The sequence below is a fragment of the Pseudomonas edaphica genome (assembly GCF_965277385.1).
GTDB lineage: Bacteria > Pseudomonadota > Gammaproteobacteria > Pseudomonadales > Pseudomonadaceae > Aquipseudomonas > Aquipseudomonas edaphica.
The window spans coordinates 4,345,999-4,363,597 of the sequence record NZ_OZ255725.1 but is presented as its reverse complement, the minus strand read 5'-3'; the positions used below and the strand labels follow the sequence as shown (position 1 = coordinate 4,363,597).

The 17,599-nt window shown below is 55.7% G+C and carries 15 protein-coding genes and 3 rRNA genes; 7 read left to right on the top strand and 11 right to left on the bottom strand.

Annotated elements, in window-relative coordinates; genetic code table 11:
• Positions 1-42: 42 nt before the first annotated feature.
• The 3 genes from rrf to ACQY47_RS19810 all read right to left on the bottom strand — a co-directional run bounded on the left by rrf (position 43) and on the right by ACQY47_RS19810 (position 5,037).
• Positions 43-158 (bottom strand): 5S ribosomal RNA (rrf, locus tag ACQY47_RS19820).
• Between the two features lie 172 nt (positions 159-330).
• Positions 331-3,222: ribosomal RNA gene (locus ACQY47_RS19815) — 23S ribosomal RNA — on the bottom strand.
• 278 nt (positions 3,223-3,500) lie between these two features.
• Positions 3,501-5,037, bottom strand: a 16S ribosomal RNA gene (locus ACQY47_RS19810).
• Together the 16S, 23S and 5S rRNA genes form the textbook arrangement of a ribosomal RNA operon.
• A 650-nt stretch (positions 5,038-5,687) precedes the next feature.
• Here ACQY47_RS19810 and ACQY47_RS19805 point away from each other — a divergent pair.
• Positions 5,688-6,017 (top strand): hypothetical protein, encoded by a 330-nt coding sequence (locus ACQY47_RS19805; protein WP_017134664.1) that lies wholly within the window; start codon positions 5,688-5,690, stop codon positions 6,015-6,017.
• Here the strand turns inward: ACQY47_RS19805 and ACQY47_RS19800 are convergent.
• Together ACQY47_RS19800 and ACQY47_RS19795 are read right to left on the bottom strand one after the other, a co-directional pair.
• On the bottom strand, positions 5,967-6,626 hold the full coding sequence (locus ACQY47_RS19800; protein ID WP_428551224.1) for a LysE/ArgO family amino acid transporter: 660 nt from the start codon (positions 6,624-6,626) through the stop codon (positions 5,967-5,969). The genes ACQY47_RS19805 and ACQY47_RS19800 overlap by 51 nt on opposite strands.
• A gap of 24 nt (positions 6,627-6,650) precedes the next feature.
• Positions 6,651-7,457 carry a 2OG-Fe(II) oxygenase family protein gene (locus ACQY47_RS19795; RefSeq protein WP_428551221.1) on the bottom strand — a complete coding sequence of 269 codons (807 nt, stop codon included), beginning with the start codon at positions 7,455-7,457 and terminating at the stop codon, positions 6,651-6,653.
• A 169-nt stretch (positions 7,458-7,626) separates the two neighbouring features.
• On the opposite strand from ACQY47_RS19795, the gene ACQY47_RS19790 reads away from it, so the two are divergent.
• Positions 7,627-8,379: an NBR1-Ig-like domain-containing protein gene (locus tag ACQY47_RS19790; RefSeq protein ID WP_428551218.1), complete on the top strand. Its 753-nt coding sequence runs from the start codon at positions 7,627-7,629 to the stop codon at positions 8,377-8,379.
• Positions 8,380-8,385: 6 nt separating this feature from the next.
• On the opposite strand, the gene ACQY47_RS19785 is transcribed toward ACQY47_RS19790, so the two are convergent.
• From ACQY47_RS19785 to ACQY47_RS19770, 4 genes are all read right to left on the bottom strand, one after another.
• Entirely contained in the window at positions 8,386-9,021 is a 636-nt protein-coding gene (locus tag ACQY47_RS19785) for a LysE family translocator (RefSeq protein WP_058420054.1), read from the bottom strand.
• Between the two features lie 535 nt (positions 9,022-9,556).
• A complete protein-coding gene (locus tag ACQY47_RS19780) occupies positions 9,557-9,865 on the bottom strand; it encodes a DUF3077 domain-containing protein (RefSeq protein WP_428551215.1) in 309 nt (102 codons plus the stop codon).
• 408 nt (positions 9,866-10,273) lie between these two features.
• The gene (locus tag ACQY47_RS19775) at positions 10,274-10,849 is read right to left on the bottom strand and encodes a PIN domain-containing protein (RefSeq protein WP_099549466.1); all 576 of its coding nucleotides are present in this window, start codon (positions 10,847-10,849) and stop codon (positions 10,274-10,276) included.
• Complete coding sequence (locus ACQY47_RS19770) at positions 10,846-11,316, bottom strand: helix-turn-helix domain-containing protein (RefSeq protein ID WP_017135424.1); 471 nt, start codon at positions 11,314-11,316, stop codon at positions 10,846-10,848. The genes ACQY47_RS19775 and ACQY47_RS19770 overlap by 4 nt, the downstream gene beginning before the upstream one ends.
• Positions 11,317-11,507: 191 nt before the next feature.
• Between ACQY47_RS19770 and ACQY47_RS19765 the strand changes: the two genes are divergently transcribed.
• The 3 genes from ACQY47_RS19765 to ACQY47_RS19755 are packed head-to-tail and all read left to right on the top strand — an operon-like array spanning position 11,508 to position 13,449.
• Positions 11,508-12,671, top strand: a complete 1,164-nt coding sequence (locus ACQY47_RS19765) for an S-type pyocin domain-containing protein (RefSeq protein WP_428551210.1) — start codon at positions 11,508-11,510, stop codon at positions 12,669-12,671.
• Positions 12,672-12,686: 15 nt separating this feature from the next.
• Positions 12,687-12,974 (top strand): colicin E3-like toxin immunity protein, encoded by a 288-nt coding sequence (locus tag ACQY47_RS19760; RefSeq protein ID WP_017135422.1) that lies wholly within the window; start codon positions 12,687-12,689, stop codon positions 12,972-12,974.
• Between the two features lie 4 nt (positions 12,975-12,978).
• Complete coding sequence (locus ACQY47_RS19755) at positions 12,979-13,449, top strand: hypothetical protein (RefSeq protein WP_428551207.1); 471 nt, start codon at positions 12,979-12,981, stop codon at positions 13,447-13,449.
• Here ACQY47_RS19755 and ACQY47_RS19750 read toward each other — a convergent pair.
• Both ACQY47_RS19750 and ACQY47_RS19745 read right to left on the bottom strand, forming a co-directional pair.
• The gene (locus tag ACQY47_RS19750) at positions 13,406-14,788 is read right to left on the bottom strand and encodes an ATP-binding protein (protein ID WP_428551204.1); all 1,383 of its coding nucleotides are present in this window, start codon (positions 14,786-14,788) and stop codon (positions 13,406-13,408) included. The two genes, ACQY47_RS19755 and ACQY47_RS19750, sit on opposite strands and share 44 nt — an antisense overlap.
• Positions 14,785-15,447: a response regulator gene (locus ACQY47_RS19745; protein ID WP_017135419.1), complete on the bottom strand. Its 663-nt coding sequence runs from the start codon at positions 15,445-15,447 to the stop codon at positions 14,785-14,787. The genes ACQY47_RS19750 and ACQY47_RS19745 overlap by 4 nt, the downstream gene beginning before the upstream one ends.
• Before the next feature lie 218 nt (positions 15,448-15,665).
• On the opposite strand from ACQY47_RS19745, the gene ACQY47_RS19740 reads away from it, so the two are divergent.
• Both ACQY47_RS19740 and ACQY47_RS19735 read left to right on the top strand, forming a co-directional pair.
• Entirely contained in the window at positions 15,666-16,934 is a 1,269-nt protein-coding gene (locus tag ACQY47_RS19740) for a sialidase family protein (RefSeq protein WP_428551200.1), read from the top strand.
• A complete protein-coding gene (locus tag ACQY47_RS19735) occupies positions 16,934-17,545 on the top strand; it encodes a hypothetical protein (RefSeq protein ID WP_186618077.1) in 612 nt (203 codons plus the stop codon). The genes ACQY47_RS19740 and ACQY47_RS19735 overlap by 1 nt, the downstream gene beginning before the upstream one ends.
• The last annotated feature ends 54 nt before the right edge of the window (positions 17,546-17,599 follow it).

The window sequence follows — 17,599 nt, the reverse complement described above, 5'->3', positions numbered from 1 at the left end:
AAACCCCTGATTGCGTTAGCAATCAGGGGTTTCGGAATTTAATCTTGACGATGACCTACTCTCACATGGGGAAACCCCACACTACCATCGGCGATGCATCGTTTCACTACTGAGTTCGGGATGGGATCAGGTGGTTCCAATGCTCTATGGTCGTCAAGAAATTCGGGTACTGAGTCGTAGCCAGTTGGCTTCGCTTCAGCAAATTGGGTATGTGACAGCTTTCGGTGTTTTGTGAGCGTCGAACTTTCGGTTCATCTCGTCTTCACACACCGCAATATGATGCTCCTACTTGTTTCCAAGTCAGGAGTAGTCAAATTGCTTGGGTGTTATATGGTCAAGCCTCACGGGCAATTAGTATTGGTTAGCTCAACGCCTCACAGCGCTTACACACCCAACCTATCAACGTCGTAGTCTTCGACGGCCCTTCAGGGAACTCAAGGTTCCAGTGAGATCTCATCTTGAGGCTAGTTTCCCGCTTAGATGCTTTCAGCGGTTATCTATTCCGAACATAGCTACCCGGCAATGCCACTGGCGTGACAACCGGAACACCAGAGGTTCGTCCACTCCGGTCCTCTCGTACTAGGAGCAGCCCCTCTCAAATCTCAAACGTCCACGGCAGATAGGGACCGAACTGTCTCACGACGTTCTAAACCCAGCTCGCGTACCACTTTAAATGGCGAACAGCCATACCCTTGGGACCGGCTTCAGCCCCAGGATGTGATGAGCCGACATCGAGGTGCCAAACACCGCCGTCGATATGAACTCTTGGGCGGTATCAGCCTGTTATCCCCGGAGTACCTTTTATCCGTTGAGCGATGGCCCTTCCATACAGAACCACCGGATCACTAAGACCTACTTTCGTACCTGCTCGACGTGTCTGTCTCGCAGTCAAGCGCGCTTTTGCCTTTATACTCTACGACCGATTTCCGACCGGTCTGAGCGCACCTTCGTACTCCTCCGTTACTCTTTAGGAGGAGACCGCCCCAGTCAAACTACCCACCATACACTGTCCTCGATCCGGATAACGGACCTGAGTTAGAACCTCAAAGTTGCCAGGGTGGTATTTCAAGGTTGGCTCCACGCAGACTGGCGTCCACGCTTCAAAGCCTCCCACCTATCCTACACAAGCAAATTCAAAGTCCAGTGCAAAGCTATAGTAAAGGTTCACGGGGTCTTTCCGTCTAGCCGCGGATACACTGCATCTTCACAGCGATTTCAATTTCACTGAGTCTCGGGTGGAGACAGCGCCGCCATCGTTACGCCATTCGTGCAGGTCGGAACTTACCCGACAAGGAATTTCGCTACCTTAGGACCGTTATAGTTACGGCCGCCGTTTACCGGGGCTTCGATCAAGAGCTTCGCGTTAGCTAACCCCATCAATTAACCTTCCGGCACCGGGCAGGCGTCACACCCTATACGTCCACTTTCGTGTTTGCAGAGTGCTGTGTTTTTAATAAACAGTCGCAGCGGCCTGGTATCTTCGACCGGCATGAGCTTACGGAGCAAGTCCTTCACCCTCACCGGCGCACCTTCTCCCGAAGTTACGGTGCCATTTTGCCTAGTTCCTTCACCCGAGTTCTCTCAAGCGCCTTGGTATTCTCTACCCAACCACCTGTGTCGGTTTGGGGTACGGTTCCTGGTTACCTGAAGCTTAGAAGCTTTTCTTGGAAGCATGGCATCAACCACTTCGTTAACTAAAAGTTAACTCGTCATCAGCTCTCGGCCTTAAGATCCCGGATTTACCTAAGATCTCAGCCTACCACCTTAAACTTGGACAACCAACGCCAAGCTGGCCTAGCCTTCTCCGTCCCTCCATCGCAATAACCAGAAGTACAGGAATATTAACCTGTTTTCCATCGACTACGCTTTTCAGCCTCGCCTTAGGGACCGACTAACCCTGCGTCGATTAACGTTGCGCAGGAAACCTTGGTCTTTCGGCGTGGGTGTTTTTCACACCCATTGTCGTTACTCATGTCAGCATTCGCACTTCTGATACCTCCAGCAAGCTTCTCAACTCACCTTCACAGGCTTACAGAACGCTCCTCTACCGCATCACTTACGTGATACCCGTAGCTTCGGTGTATGGTTTGAGCCCCGTTACATCTTCCGCGCAGGCCGACTCGACTAGTGAGCTATTACGCTTTCTTTAAAGGGTGGCTGCTTCTAAGCCAACCTCCTAGCTGTCTAAGCCTTCCCACATCGTTTCCCACTTAACCATAACTTTGGGACCTTAGCTGACGGTCTGGGTTGTTTCCCTTTTCACGACGGACGTTAGCACCCGCCGTGTGTCTCCCATGCTCGGCACTTGTAGGTATTCGGAGTTTGCATCGGTTTGGTAAGTCGGGATGACCCCCTAGCCGAAACAGTGCTCTACCCCCTACAGTGATACATGAGGCGCTACCTAAATAGCTTTCGAGGAGAACCAGCTATCTCCGAGCTTGATTAGCCTTTCACTCCGATCCACAGGTCATCCGCTAACTTTTCAACGGTAGTCGGTTCGGTCCTCCAGTTAGTGTTACCCAACCTTCAACCTGCCCATGGATAGATCGCCCGGTTTCGGGTCTATTCCCAGCGACTAGACGCCCTATTAAGACTCGCTTTCGCTACGCCTCCCCTATTCGGTTAAGCTCGCCACTGAAAATAAGTCGCTGACCCATTATACAAAAGGTACGCAGTCACCCAACAAAGTGGGCTCCCACTGCTTGTACGCATACGGTTTCAGGATCTATTTCACTCCCCTCTCCGGGGTTCTTTTCGCCTTTCCCTCACGGTACTAGTTCACTATCGGTCAGTCAGTAGTATTTAGCCTTGGAGGATGGTCCCCCCATATTCAGACAAAGTTTCTCGTGCTCCGTCCTACTCGATTTCATGACTAAGAGATTTTCGCGTACAGGGCTATCACCCACTATGGCCGCACTTTCCAGAGCGTTCCGCTAATCTCAAAGCCACTTAAGGGCTAGTCCCCGTTCGCTCGCCACTACTAAGGGAATCTCGGTTGATTTCTTTTCCTCAGGGTACTTAGATGTTTCAGTTCCCCTGGTTCGCCTCTTACGCCTATGTATTCAGCGTAAGATAACCATCTTATGATGGCTGGGTTCCCCCATTCAGACATCTCCGGATCAAAGTCTGTTTGCCGACTCCCCGAAGCTTTTCGCAGGCTACCACGTCTTTCATCGCCTCTGACTGCCAAGGCATCCACCGTATGCGCTTCTTCACTTGACCATATAACCCCAAGCAATCTGGTTATACTGTGAAGACAACATTCGCCGAAAATTCGAATTTCTCAATTAAGAGAACTCACAAATTTTACCTTAGCCTGATCCGTTACCAGTGAAAGTAACGTTCAGTCTATCTTTCTATCACATACCCAAATTTTTAAAGAACGGTTCTGAAAAAGATCAGAGCTAATTATTCGATTCGAATAGTTAGCTCTGCACTTTTACAAACGCATGAATCAAGCAATTCGTGTGGGAACTTATGGAGCAGCTGATGTCGTCGATTAAGGAGGTGATCCAGCCGCAGGTTCCCCTACGGCTACCTTGTTACGACTTCACCCCAGTCATGAATCACACCGTGGTAACCGTCCTCCCGAAGGTTAGACTAGCTACTTCTGGTGCAACCCACTCCCATGGTGTGACGGGCGGTGTGTACAAGGCCCGGGAACGTATTCACCGCGACATTCTGATTCGCGATTACTAGCGATTCCGACTTCACGCAGTCGAGTTGCAGACTGCGATCCGGACTACGATCGGTTTTGTGGGATTAGCTCCACCTCGCGGCTTGGCAACCCTCTGTACCGACCATTGTAGCACGTGTGTAGCCCAGGCCGTAAGGGCCATGATGACTTGACGTCATCCCCACCTTCCTCCGGTTTGTCACCGGCAGTCTCCTTAGAGTGCCCACCATTACGTGCTGGTAACTAAGGACAAGGGTTGCGCTCGTTACGGGACTTAACCCAACATCTCACGACACGAGCTGACGACAGCCATGCAGCACCTGTCTCAATGTTCCCGAAGGCACCAATCTATCTCTAGAAAGTTCATTGGATGTCAAGGCCTGGTAAGGTTCTTCGCGTTGCTTCGAATTAAACCACATGCTCCACCGCTTGTGCGGGCCCCCGTCAATTCATTTGAGTTTTAACCTTGCGGCCGTACTCCCCAGGCGGTCAACTTAATGCGTTAGCTGCGCCACTAAAAGCTCAAGGCTTCCAACGGCTAGTTGACATCGTTTACGGCGTGGACTACCAGGGTATCTAATCCTGTTTGCTCCCCACGCTTTCGCACCTCAGTGTCAGTATTAGTCCAGGTGGTCGCCTTCGCCACTGGTGTTCCTTCCTATATCTACGCATTTCACCGCTACACAGGAAATTCCACCACCCTCTACCATACTCTAGTCAGTCAGTTTTGAATGCAGTTCCCAGGTTGAGCCCGGGGATTTCACATCCAACTTAACAAACCACCTACGCGCGCTTTACGCCCAGTAATTCCGATTAACGCTTGCACCCTCTGTATTACCGCGGCTGCTGGCACAGAGTTAGCCGGTGCTTATTCTGTCGGTAACGTCAAAACAGCAAAGTATTAATTTACTGCCCTTCCTCCCAACTTAAAGTGCTTTACAATCCGAAGACCTTCTTCACACACGCGGCATGGCTGGATCAGGCTTTCGCCCATTGTCCAATATTCCCCACTGCTGCCTCCCGTAGGAGTCTGGACCGTGTCTCAGTTCCAGTGTGACTGATCATCCTCTCAGACCAGTTACGGATCGTCGCCTTGGTGAGCCATTACCTCACCAACTAGCTAATCCGACCTAGGCTCATCTGATAGCGCAAGGCCCGAAGGTCCCCTGCTTTCTCCCGTAGGACGTATGCGGTATTAGCGTCCGTTTCCGAACGTTATCCCCCACTACCAGGCAGATTCCTAGGCATTACTCACCCGTCCGCCGCTCTCAAGAGAAGCAAGCTTCTCTCTACCGCTCGACTTGCATGTGTTAGGCCTGCCGCCAGCGTTCAATCTGAGCCATGATCAAACTCTTCAGTTCAAACATCTTTGGGTTTTTAAGAAACCCTAAACTTGGCTCAGCAATCGTTGGTTACATCTTTGATTTCTCGCGGAGTAACTTGTGATGCTGATAATCTTGTTGACTATCAGTCTGACTCCACAAGCACCCACACGAATTGCTTGATTCAGTTGTTAAAGAGCGGTTGGTTAAGATCTTTCGTCTCAACCGAGGCGCGCATTCTACAGCAGCCTCATTTGCTGTCAAGCGATTTCTTTATCAAAATCAACTACTTGAACCAGAACCGGCTTCAAGCTGCTCGTCAGCGGGAGGCGAATAGTACAGCATTCAAATATGTGGTCAACCCCCTTCCTGAAATTCTTTTCGATTAATCCACAGTGCCACGGTTGCAGCTATATAGAGTGCTCGATCGCCTGACAGCGCGGCTCATGGCAAACGCGCGACCTCGCCCAGGCGTTACGGTTTGCAATCGGCGGCGAGGAAAAGCCGGCGAATCAGCAGACCTGGCATTTGCGTAGGCGCGCAATGCCCCTTCAGCCCCTGACTATCAAACCGACTCTCACCCGCTTTTACACAGGCTCGAAAGAAAGCCATTGAAATTCAAGGGCTTTTTTTTCGCCCGCAGAAACGTGAGTATGTGCGGGCGAACGCAGACATGAGGAATCGGAACCATGGAATTGACGCTGGAAGCTGTTGCGCTTTTTGCTCTCAAGCTGGTGCATGAGACGGACGGCGCGAGCCCGTTGCTGCGCGATGACCTGGTGATGGATGGGTATGAGCGCGAAGTGTTTGGGTTGCTGGTACGCCAGGGGGATTTGGCGACGATTCAACGCAAGCTCAATGAGTGCATTGCCCAGGCCTTGAATGCACTAGGCGGCGCCGACACGGTGCTGGGCCGTGAACTGCTCAAACTGTTTACAGATGTGCAACAGGCCAGCAGCCTTGATGAGCTAAGTACCCCGCTGATTACCCTCAAAGACTATCTGAAAGATATCCAGTGAGTCGGTGATCAACATACCGGCCAGGTACACCATCAATACGGCTACGCCAGCGTCCAGGCATCGCCAGACCACGGGCGAGCGAAACAGCCACGCCAGCTGCTGACATCCCAGCGCCAACAGCACAAACCAGATTAATGACGCCGTCATGGCACCTGTCGCGAACAGTGCTTGTTGGCCTGCGGGCTTGGCTGCGCCGATAGAGCCGATCAGCACCACTGTGTCGAGCCAGGCGTAGGGGTTGGCAAAACCAAGGACTATCGCTGTGCGTAAAAGTCCGCGTTGCGAATTGCCACCTTGCGTGTCCGGCATAGATTGATTGCGGATGCACGCTCGTAAGCGCTGGGTACCGAACCACAGCAGATAAGCGGCGCCTGATAGCAGTAGAAACGCCATTATCACTGGGCGACGTCCCAACAACGAACCTAATCCTGAAATGCCAAAAGCAATGAGAAGGATGTCGGCGAACACGCAGATGGCAACCACTCCCCAGAGAGGGCCACGGCTGACACCTTGGCGTATGACCAAAGTGTCCTTGGGGCCAGGAGCGGCGAACAATCCGATGCCCAAAAGCAAGCCTTCGACGTAAAGGGCACTAACATTAGTAAACATGGAGTGTTCGTGTCCGCAAGGATACTAGCTGGGTTGAATAGGCTGATTACCGAAGCCGGTATGACGAGCATTCACAGCACCGGTAAGATCGATTGCTTGCCTGCGAAAAAAACTCGTCAACAACTGCTCCGGGCTCGGATTAGCAAAGTAAATCAAGGAGCTTCTAGCAACAGGTTTATGCGGCGCAATAACAGCATGGTAGGCCGCAGGAATTGCATGATCGGAAAGTTCTGTGAGCAAGGAACCCGCCAACACTGCAATCTCACCTTCCAGAAGGCGAACAGGCTCTAATGAACGCCCCCTCACCAAAACCAGCCCCTCGCGGGTAGGTTTGATAAACGACAACATATGACCATCTTCATGAGGGTCCTGAGCGAATCGACGCACGCAATTTGTTGCCTGCGCACCATAGACACAGAGTTGCAGGTAGGACGCAGAGCGAAAGGACGTCAATGGCGCGACTCCAAACTCTCGACAAATGCCATCCATTAACTCCTGAGCCACCTCACTGATCTGTCTCTCAAAACTATCCACTGCCATGAAGAAAGGGCTTCGAGTGAACTCGAAAGCCTTTCGTTTCGGCGCGTGCGCGAGCCAGTAGCAAAACCGCTCACATAGATCAGGGTGATCTTCGTTACACGAATACTCGGCGCCAAAAGGGAAAAAGCCGTCCGTTTCATAGGCAAAGGAAAATGACTCTTTGGTGGCTTGAGAAATTGCAGCGTACCCCTCAACGATTTTTCTGTAGTCCTGCAGCATCGCATCAGATATTTGTAGGGTGCCAAAGCCTGATCGAGCAATGGATTCACAGCACGCTTTTATTTGAGTCATAGCTATATCCAAAGATTGATGTAAAGGAATGCAACACACACAAGGTTCGCAAGCATGTGAGAAACCGCGACACTGGATACAGCCAACCCAAAAGGGACCTTTCCATGTCCGTCACAACGTCGCCAGCAGAAGTGTGAGTGTGCATTGCCGAATACACTTGACGACGAGCATGTTGTCCTTTTTGGCGAACAACGTGACGACACATCAAGGACAGGGATTAACAATTAAATTGAGCATCAAGACTCGCGACACCCTCCGCGCTCTAGTCGTAAGACGCAGCAGAGAACTGGGCAAACCCATGACCACATTGGCCAAGGAAGCCGGCATCTCCAGAACTTACCTCTACGGGTTGGCGGGCGGCGCTTCACAAGACCCCTCGGTACGGACGTTGATCAAGCTGGCCAAAGCGCTACAGGTTTCACCGCTGCTGTTGTTCCGCTACTTCGCTGACCTGGCGGGCGCGCCGACGGACGCCAACTCAATGGCCATCACCAACCGAGCAATCGGCCTGGGTGACACGAGTGACATTGCCGTCTTCAATGCAGACGTAACCACCCCCGACCAAACCGTTGTGCTGCCCGGTGAAATCTTTCAAAAAACCTGGGAGCTTCAAAACCTCGGCACCCGCCCCTGGCGCGGTCGAAAGTTGGTGCGCGTGGACGGCGAATACGTCATCGCCCGACGCACCGCCACGGGCGCGCCGTTGGAAGTGGTGATGGACACACACCTACGCAGCCTGAGCAGCGAAATCCCCATTGCAGAAACACTGCCCGGCCAGCCGGTGCGTATCACGGTGGAATTCGCCGCGCCCAAGGAGACGTGTACAGTCGCTTCCATATGGCGGATCGAGGACGAACACGGCCAGCCCTGTTACGGCCCCGCGTTCATCCTGCATGTAATCGTCAACGTCATGGCGCGCTGAATGACCTCACCGCCGCCCTTCAACCGCCATCCGCACAGCCAAGCCCATCAGCACCGAACCCATCACCCAACGCTGAACCGCCTGCCAGCCTGGACGGGTGACGAAGAACACGGCGATGGAGCCCGCCATCATTGCAATCACCGCATTGACGCTCACGCTGATGGCAATCTGCGTAAAACCCAGGATCAGTGATTGCATCAGCACACTGCCATGCCCATTCGGGTCAATAAACTGCGGCAACAACGACAAATACATCACCGCCACTTTGGGGTTCAGCAGGTTGGTCACCAAGCCCATCATGAACAACTTGCGTGGGCTGTCCTGGGGCAAGTCCCGCACTTGAAACGGCGACCGGCCACCCGGCTTCACCGCCTGCCAGGCCAGGTACACCAGGTACAACGCGCCACCGAGCCGCAGCGCGTCGTAGGCAAAAGGCACGGCCATCACCAATGCGGTAATCCCCAGCGCCGCGCAGAACATATAAACGAGGAAACCCAAGGCAACGCCACCGAGCGAAATCAACCCGGCCGTGCGCCCCTGGCAGATCGAGCGGGAAATGAGGTAAATCATATTCGGCCCGGGCGTCAGCACCATACCGAGGGAGATCAGGCCATAAGCAAGCCAGCTGGACAGTTCGGGCATGGTGTCGCTCCTGCATTAATGTGCTGGGTGCCATGGTAGGGCGTTGAAAAGCAGGGCGTTAGATACAGATCTGCGAGCAAAACGTCATACACCGCTCACGGTAAGGCACATGATCGACTTCGCCTCGCTGCCGTACACAAACATCGCGCACGTTTGATCTGGATTCTGCAGGCAAAAAAAGACCTTAGCGTCCCAAGGTCTTTTTTACTGCTAACGCTGCTTCAACAGATGTACACCGACCGATGTGGGAGCTGGCTTGCCTGCGATGACCATAGGTATCTACACAACCGGTTAACACAAAGTCTGTGGTAGGTGGGCTGTTGTGGCGAGCAGGCTTGTCCTGCGTTGGGCTGCGAAGCGGCCCCAGTAAAGGCACTGCAATTTTCCTGAAAGTACTCAGTGTCAGGGTTTGGGGCCGCTTCGCGGCCCAACGCAGGACAAGCCTGCTCGCCACAGGAGAAAGTGGCGGCCTTCAAAAGTTGTGTAGATACCTATGCTGCGATGACGCCAGCCGCCACACCCTCAAACCACCCACTTACACCGAAACAGCGTCCCCCTCCTCCATCACCCCATTGGGCAACATCCCATTCGCCAAATCATCCACCACCGCCTTCGCCATCTCCCCCAAATAATGCGCCGCCCAGGCATAACAGTCCGCGCCTTTGTCCATGGCCGCATCCAATGCGAGCATTTTGGAACAGTGCAGCAACTCGGAAGCATGCTCCAGGGCGTCACGAATGGGCACGCCGGCATTGACGCGGAATAGACGGTGCAGGTTGGGCTGTTTGCCGCAGGTGGAGAAGGTGATGATGCCGAGGGTTTTGTTGAGAGGTGGGTTGATCATTGGGCACCTCCGGGCTGGGCGGTGGTGTGGGTTGCAGTACTACGAGGATATGACCTGTCAGAAATACTCATGGATTTAGCTCCTAATGTCGAGAAGCTGCCACATTCGTTATCAGGCGAAAGGGTGGCAGCTGTGCGCAGGCTGATAAACCGGGACAATAGGAACCCGGCAGGCCCGAAGGCCTCCCGCGCACAGCCGCCATAACACGGATGTGCGGACGCAAAAAAAGCGCCGGCATGGTGCTGGAGACGCTTGAGCGCCTATTGTTCCACGGGTTATCAGGCCCGGTCACTGAATTTGCAGTGACAGTGCGGAAAGTAGCGCAGAAAGCGGCATGGCTAATAGGCGTTATCTGTGGCGAAAAATTTCGGTGGGAGCGTTCGAGCAAATTGGCCCGAGCATTCGAATCTACAACATCACCCCATATGGCCCAAGCACCTTACTCGTCTGCACCAACCCCTGGCGCATCAACATCTCAAGATAACTCCCAGCCTCCATCGGCGGCCGCTTCAACGTCCGCCTTTGCTTCTGCGCCGCCCCCAACACCGCCGCCTGATCCAAATCCCACAGATCCGAAATAAAGTCATCCGGATGCATAGGCTCAATGTCATAGGCAGCCAGGATATGCGCCGGGAAATCTTTCAAATTGAAGGTCACGATAACTTCAGCCTTGCTTCGAATAGCCGCCGCCAGCACATGACGGTCATCAGGATCAGGCAAATCCAAACTCGAACACAGATCCTCGTACCCCGTCACCAATGCATCGGGTATCGCCTTATCCATCAGCGCCGACGTGCAATTGACTTGCTCAGCCGTAAGATCCGGTCGGTTTTTGAGAACGTTGCGCTTCCACTCCTCATGAATCTGGCTCGTCCATCGAGCTCGATACAGTCCCGACAAACCAAGCCACATCAGCAAATCCCGGAGTGCCGCCGGGTAGAGAACACACGCATCGTATACCGCAGTAAACGGCGAACACCTCATCCGTCATACCCCATTCCCAACGCCTGAGCTTGTTGCGCCAGCGCTTCCATTGCTTCTTGGCTTTCTTCATCACGGCGCTGCTTGAACGCCATCAGATCCGAAAACCGGATTCGCCGATGCCGACCCGTTTTTGTAAAAGGAATGGCGCCCTCCTCCAGCATCTTGACCAGGTGCGGGCGCGAAACGTTGAGCAGGTCGGCGGCCTCCTGAGAGGTCAATTCGGCATGCACCGGCACGACCTTGACGGCGTTACCGATAGCCAATTCGCCCAGGATATCGACCAACAGGCGCAGGGCTGAGGTCGGGAGTACAAGTGTGTGGGGTTTGTCTTCTTTGTCGAAGATGTCGATGCGCTGGGTTTCAAATTTGGTCGAAAGCAAAGATGCCAGTTCTCGCTGGCCTTGCACGGCGGCTTCGACTTCCTTTTCCAGCGGCAGGATCGTTTTGGGGAGTTGATTGGTGATCATGATGCAGCTCCGGTGTTACGCAATTCGGTTGAATCAAAGCTAAACGAAACAAACGAAAATCGCAATAATCGAAACAGTCCTGGCTAACCATACGCCAGTCTCCTTTTCCCACACCAACCATCGAACGAAGCCGACATAAGCCTCCGCTCCCACCTCATAGGCTCACTCCCACACAAGGAAGTGAGCCAGTCATGTCAGAACGCGCGTACCCCATTACCGAAGAAGAACAACTCAAACGGCGGATCCTGACGCCGCAGCCGAAGCGCGCGCCTTACTCACCGCCGATTGATTTATTTGAGCCGCCTCCCACCCCAGCGCCAACACCCGCCAAACCGCCCGGCTGCGTCTTCACAAAACCCTGCCAACTGCCCAACGGCATCATTCGCTACAACGACCCCACCGGTTACGTACCGCTGGAGTTGATCAAGGGCTACGGCCATTTCAGCCTGTTGGGTGGCCACGAGGTAGACAGCCGTGGCGCGGTTGCCTTGCGCAAGATCAGCGGCAGTGCCCTGCCTGTCGGTTTGGGGCAATTGGCGTTGCGATCGGCGGCAGTGGAGTCGGCAGCGACTGCTGTTGGCACTATCGCCGGTGGGCTGTTGAGTGGGTTGGTCGCGTTGTTATGGCCATCGGCGCTGGGCGATAGCGCGCTCTACAGCGAGGAGCAATTACGCTCGCTGCAACGGGCACGGTCGCAGATGCGTTTGCATGTCGAGCAGCGTGATGACGGCACACTCAAGGGATATGGGTTTTACACGGGCAACAACCCCGATTGGCAGATGATTGATGTGGTGCAGTTCCAAAGCCGTGGCGATCAGTTTGTGGCGGATTTGGGTGAGGGCGTGGAGCTGATCTGGACGCCTGCGGTTGATCCGCGCGACACGCTGGGGATTCCCGCCTTGGAGGCTGCGCCGCAAGCGCCGGTGATCTGGATTTATCCGCCGACGGAGAAGGCGGCGCAGATTCTGGTGAACCCGATTTACCCACCGCAGTATCGGGATTTTATTCTGGTGTTCCCGGTGGAGTCGGGGGTTCGGCCGCTCTATGTGGTGGTTAATGAGCCACGCAAAGGCTTGAGAAATCCGGACCATGATTACTTTCCAGCACCAAAAACCGAAGATATAACTGGCTTCCCAGGGCTGATCCCCCAAAGGCCGGTGACACCAAGACTAGGCGGGGCTGGCTTACGTGAGCGGTGGATCGATGCAAAAAGGAAGAAGTTACTTGAATGGGACTCCAAGAAAGGTGAACTGGAAGTCTATCGAAAGAGTGATTTGGAACACCTCGGAGCATTTGATCCTTATACCGCTGAACGTCGCGGACCGGCGGACCCAAAACGTCGAATCTACAGATAAAGAGGCGTGCGAAAAATGGTTATGAAAATCAGATTGCGCTGGTACGAAAAACACAGCGATGACTTGAAAGCGGACGAGTACTCAGCGGATATCGTCGACGCAGACCGTTCTTTTGAAGCATTAGGTTTGAGCGAGGAAAGTGCAATATATGCAGACGTTTACAACGTTCTCCCAAGCTGGATAACAATTCTCCAACCCCTCTTCCAGCATGTGATAGAGCCCAACCGATTCGACTATCAAATTTCATTCCAATACCAAGGTGCTTGGCCGCCACCTCCAAAGCATCCCCAGAAGGAATTCTGAAGCAATGAAAAAGCCCCACCTCTACCGCTCAGTCAACACCCGGACCCACGGTGTGCACCACGGTAGCTGTTTCGCTTATCGCAATGAACGGCATACCAAAAGGGTAAAGCACTCACTGTCCACACGCGCTTCAATGCATAGCCATCAACGACACGGCTTCGATTACACGCCACTATTTCGGTTTCTCTTAGCCAAAGTCGGTCAGCCATGGGACAAAGTGTTCAGCGAAGCCAACGCCCGCCTGGATCGCCCGGAGCCCGTATTCTGGATGGTTGCGCTGCATGAAAATGACAAAGACGAATACGTGCGAATAGGTGAGTCCAGCTATTACAGCGGCTTGTGGGTCGACGAGGCAGGCCTGCTGCAAAAGGTTAACCCCAAATTGACGCCCGAACAGATGAAGCCCAGTTGTGACTGCTGCACCCACACGTTCAACGGTGTGGTATTTCCGCAGGTGCTTCCACGCAAGCCGTGAAGCTCAGTTGCGCGCACAAGCCGCCCTGCTCCAAATTTCGCAGGCTCAACGTACTGCCAATCTTCCCCACAATCATCTCCACAATCGCCAACCCCAACCCGGCGCCATTGGCGTTATCCCGGCTGTAAAACCGCTCAAACAAGCGCCCCATCTGCGCCTCATCAATCCCCGGCCCTTGGTCCTCCACGCGCAAACCATTAACGCCGATCACCACCCGTACCTCGCCACCCACCGGCGAAAAGTTAAGCGCATTGGTCACCAGGTTTTGCAACGCAATCGCCAACGCCACCGGCTCGGTCTGCACCCAACATTCTTCATCGCCTTCCAGCACCAGTTCCACGCCTTTCTCCATGGCCAGGGGCGTCAGCTCGGCGAGTTCTTCGCGCACCAGTTCCGTCAGTTGCACGGGCTTGTGCACGGGGTTGCTCAGTTGTGGCTCGATGCGGGCCATGGTCAGCAGTTGACTGCCAATGCGTGTGGCGCGGTCGACGCCGTTTACCAGAAAGTCCAAGGCTTCGCGCCTTTGTTCTTCGGTGGCAGCGCTTTGGGCGTTTTGCGCGTGGATGCGCAGGATCGCCAACGGTGTGCGCAACTCGTGGGCGGCGTCGGCGATGAAGCGGCGTTCGCGTTCCAGCAGGTCGTCCATCTGCACCAGCAGCCGGTTGAGTGCGGTTTGCATCGGCTCCAGTTCGCTCGGCAGTGGGTTCACGTGCAGCGGTTGCAAGGCGTTGGTGTTACGCCCGCGCAGCTTGCGGGCCATGGTGCGCAAGGGCGTCAGCCCCCAGCCAATGGCCAACCAGATCAGTACGGTCAGCAGCGGCACGCCTATCACGGTAGGCCAGAGGGTGTGGCGCACGATACGCTCGATCACACTCTGGCGAACGTCGTCACGCTCGCCCACCCAAATCAGCAGGCCTTGTTGCGGGTCGGCGAGGAGGAAGGCGCACCAATCGTTGCCGCTGTCCATCAGGTCATGGGCGCCGAGTGTAGTGGGCGGTTCTGTGAGGACAGGTGCTTCGGCAGAACGCATGAGCAGTTGCCCGTCGCTGCGCCAGACCTGGAAGGTCAGCCGGGTCTCATAAGGATGGGCCACGCCCTCCTCGCCCACGCGGCTCATGGCCTGGTCGAACGCCTCGTACAAGCGGCCCCAGTCTGCGTCGCCAGGTTCGCGCTGGCGCAGTACGCCTTGCAGCAGGCGGGCACTTTGGGCGAGTTGGGCGTCGTAGACTTCTTCGATTTCGTGGTGGCTGTCGCGCAGCACCAGCCAACTGATCAGGGCGTCGCCGAGCAGGATCAGGACCAGCACCGGAACAATGATGCGTGCGCGTACCGAACTCATGGTTTGAGCGCCAGCACATAGCCCACGCCGCGCACAGTGCGGATCAGCTCTGTGGATAACTTCTTGCGCAGGTTATGGATCAACACCTCCAACGTATTGCTTTCCACCCGGTCCTGCCAGCCATACAGGGCGCGAGACAGCCGCTCGCGGGTCACAACTTTACCGGGGCGCACCATCAGTTGGTGCAGCAGTTGGTATTCCATCGGGGTGACGATGATCTCATCGCCCTGGTAGCGCACTTGCTGGGTGGCCGGGTCGAGGCTGACGCCGGCGTGTTCGAGCATGGGTTGGGCGCGGCCCTGGCTGCGGCGCAACAGCGCGCGCACGCGGGCTTTGAGTTCCTCGACGTCGAAGGGTTTGATCAGGTAGTCGTCGGCGCCGGCATCCAGGCCGGCGATGCGTTCGGCGGTGCCATCGCGGGCGGTGAGGATCAGCACCGGCAGGTCATGCTGCCCGGCGCGCAGTTGCTGCAACAGGTCGAGACCATCGAGGCGCGGCAGGCCGAGGTCGAGCAGCAGCAGATCAAAACTTTCGGTGCGCAGGGCGTGCAAGGCGCTGAGGCCGTCTTGCAGCCAATCCAGGGTGTAGCCTTCGGCGCCCAATGCCACGCGAATGCCTTGGCCGAGGGCGCGATCATCTTCGACGAGGAGTAGGCGCATAGCGAAATCTCTGTAGGAAACGGCGAAATCATGCCGGTTCTACGCAGGGCTATTCGGGCAAAGATGTTACGGCTCGTTGCCAACTAAGGTTGCGCTAAGGTTGGTTTTGCACTGTGCCGGCAGGTACGGGACCACCTGTCGTTATGCACGCTCACCGGCCGCAGGAAGCGCCTGCCGGGTGAACGTGCGCCGTCATCCTTTCTTCTCACAGGTTCCCTATGCGCTGCGCCCTACTGATCTTCAGCCTGCTAGGCGTCTTTATCGCCGCCTGGCTGAGCCATCCGCCCCACGTGCTGGCACCGTTTGCCCAGGCGAACCCGAGCCCTGCGAAGGTGGCGGCAGCCCCGCAATACACCAGCCGTTTTGTGTCCTCACAGCTCACCGACTTTGTGCACTCCTCCTCCGTGACCGCCCTGCCCGGCGGCGACTTGATGGCCGTGTGGTTTGCCGGCTCCCGCGAAGGCGCCGCCGATGTGCAGGTGCGCACGGCGCGGTTTGATGCACGCAGTGGCGAATGGGGCGGCGAGCAGGTGTTGGCCACGCGGGAAAGCACACGCGACGGCACCCAGCGTTACATTCGCAAGCTGGGCAACCCAGTGATTGCCCTGGGGCCGGATAAACGCCTGTGGATGTTTTACGTGTCGGTGTCAGTCGGCGGCTGGGCCACCAGTGCAATCAACGTGATGGTCTCCGATGACCTCGGCGCGAACTGGTCGGCGCCTCGGCAATTGGTGACGTCGCCGTTTTTTAATATCAGCACCTTGGTGCGCGCCGCACCGGTGTTCCATGCCGATGGCTCCATCGGGTTGCCGGTGTATCACGAGTTCATGGGCAAGTTTGCCGAGTACCTGTACTTGAGTGCCGACGGCGCGGTGATCGACAAATTCCGCATCAGCCGCGGCAAACATTCGCTGCAGCCGACCATCGTGGCGCAGGACGGCCAGCGAGCCGTGGCGATGCTGCGCTACGCCGGTGAAACCCATCACCGCGTGCTCGCCAGCCGCACCGAGGATGCCGGGCAAACCTGGAGCGAGCCTTTCCCGCTGGCGCCGGCCAACCCCAATTCATCGCTGGCGGCTGTGGGTACTGAAGACGACGGTCTACTCGTCGCCCTTAACGACCTGCAAGACGGCCGCTTCAAGCTCAGCCTCTACGGCACCGACGCGCAGATGACGCAATGGCGCACGGTGGTGCAATTGGACCAGTCGCCGGACCCGCTCGGTCAACCGTTCTCCCCCCAGGCTTATAAAGAAATCATCGGCGAAGGCTTCCGTACCTCCAGCGGTGCCAAGCGTCTGCCGTTGGAGCAGCGCTTTCTGAGCAACCTGGATTACCGCGTGTGCAAACCCCGTGGCTGCGATTTCGAATACGAATACCCGTACTTCAGCCGCAGCCCGGACGGCATGTACCACTTGGTGTACTCGTGGAATAACACCTTTATCAAACATGTCAGCTTCAACGAAGCCTGGCTGGCGGAGCGCTTGTGATGATGGCGTTGTGGCAAGCCCATTTGAGTTTTGTATTGCTGGGGTTTGTGCTGCTCAGCACGTTCCGGTTCACCGCCCCGTGGCGGCCATGGCTGCTGCCGGTGTTGGTGGCGTTGAGCTTTATTCCGGTGAATGAACTGCCGTTGGCGGCGTATGTGCGCAGCTTTACCGATGACCTGGCGATCAGCACCTTGGTGTTGTTGGCGTGGGTGGCGGTGTGCCGGTTGGGGCTGGTGCAGCCGCTTGGCCGGGCACATCAAGTGCAACTGCTGGTGCTGTTTGGCGGGCTGTGCCTGCTGTTGTACCCGGCGGCGATGGGGCTGACGTATTTCGACCCGTACCGCTGGGGGTTTAACCCTCGGCCGATGATTGTATTGGTAGGTGCGCTGGCACTGTTGATGTTGGCGCTGCGCAACAGGTTGGCCGTGTGGATGCTGGCGGTGGGCACGTTGGCGTTTGCGCTGCGGCTCAAGGCATCGGAGAACTATTGGGATTACCTGGTCGACCCGCTGTTGATGGGCTACTGCCTGGTAGCTGGATTAATGCAACTCAAACTGTGGGAGCTGGCTTGCCTGCGAATGCGCCGCCTCAGGCAGCACATCGGGCACTGACACACCGCTATCGCAGGCAAGCCAGCTCCCACAGTGGGTCTGCGTCGTTTTTTG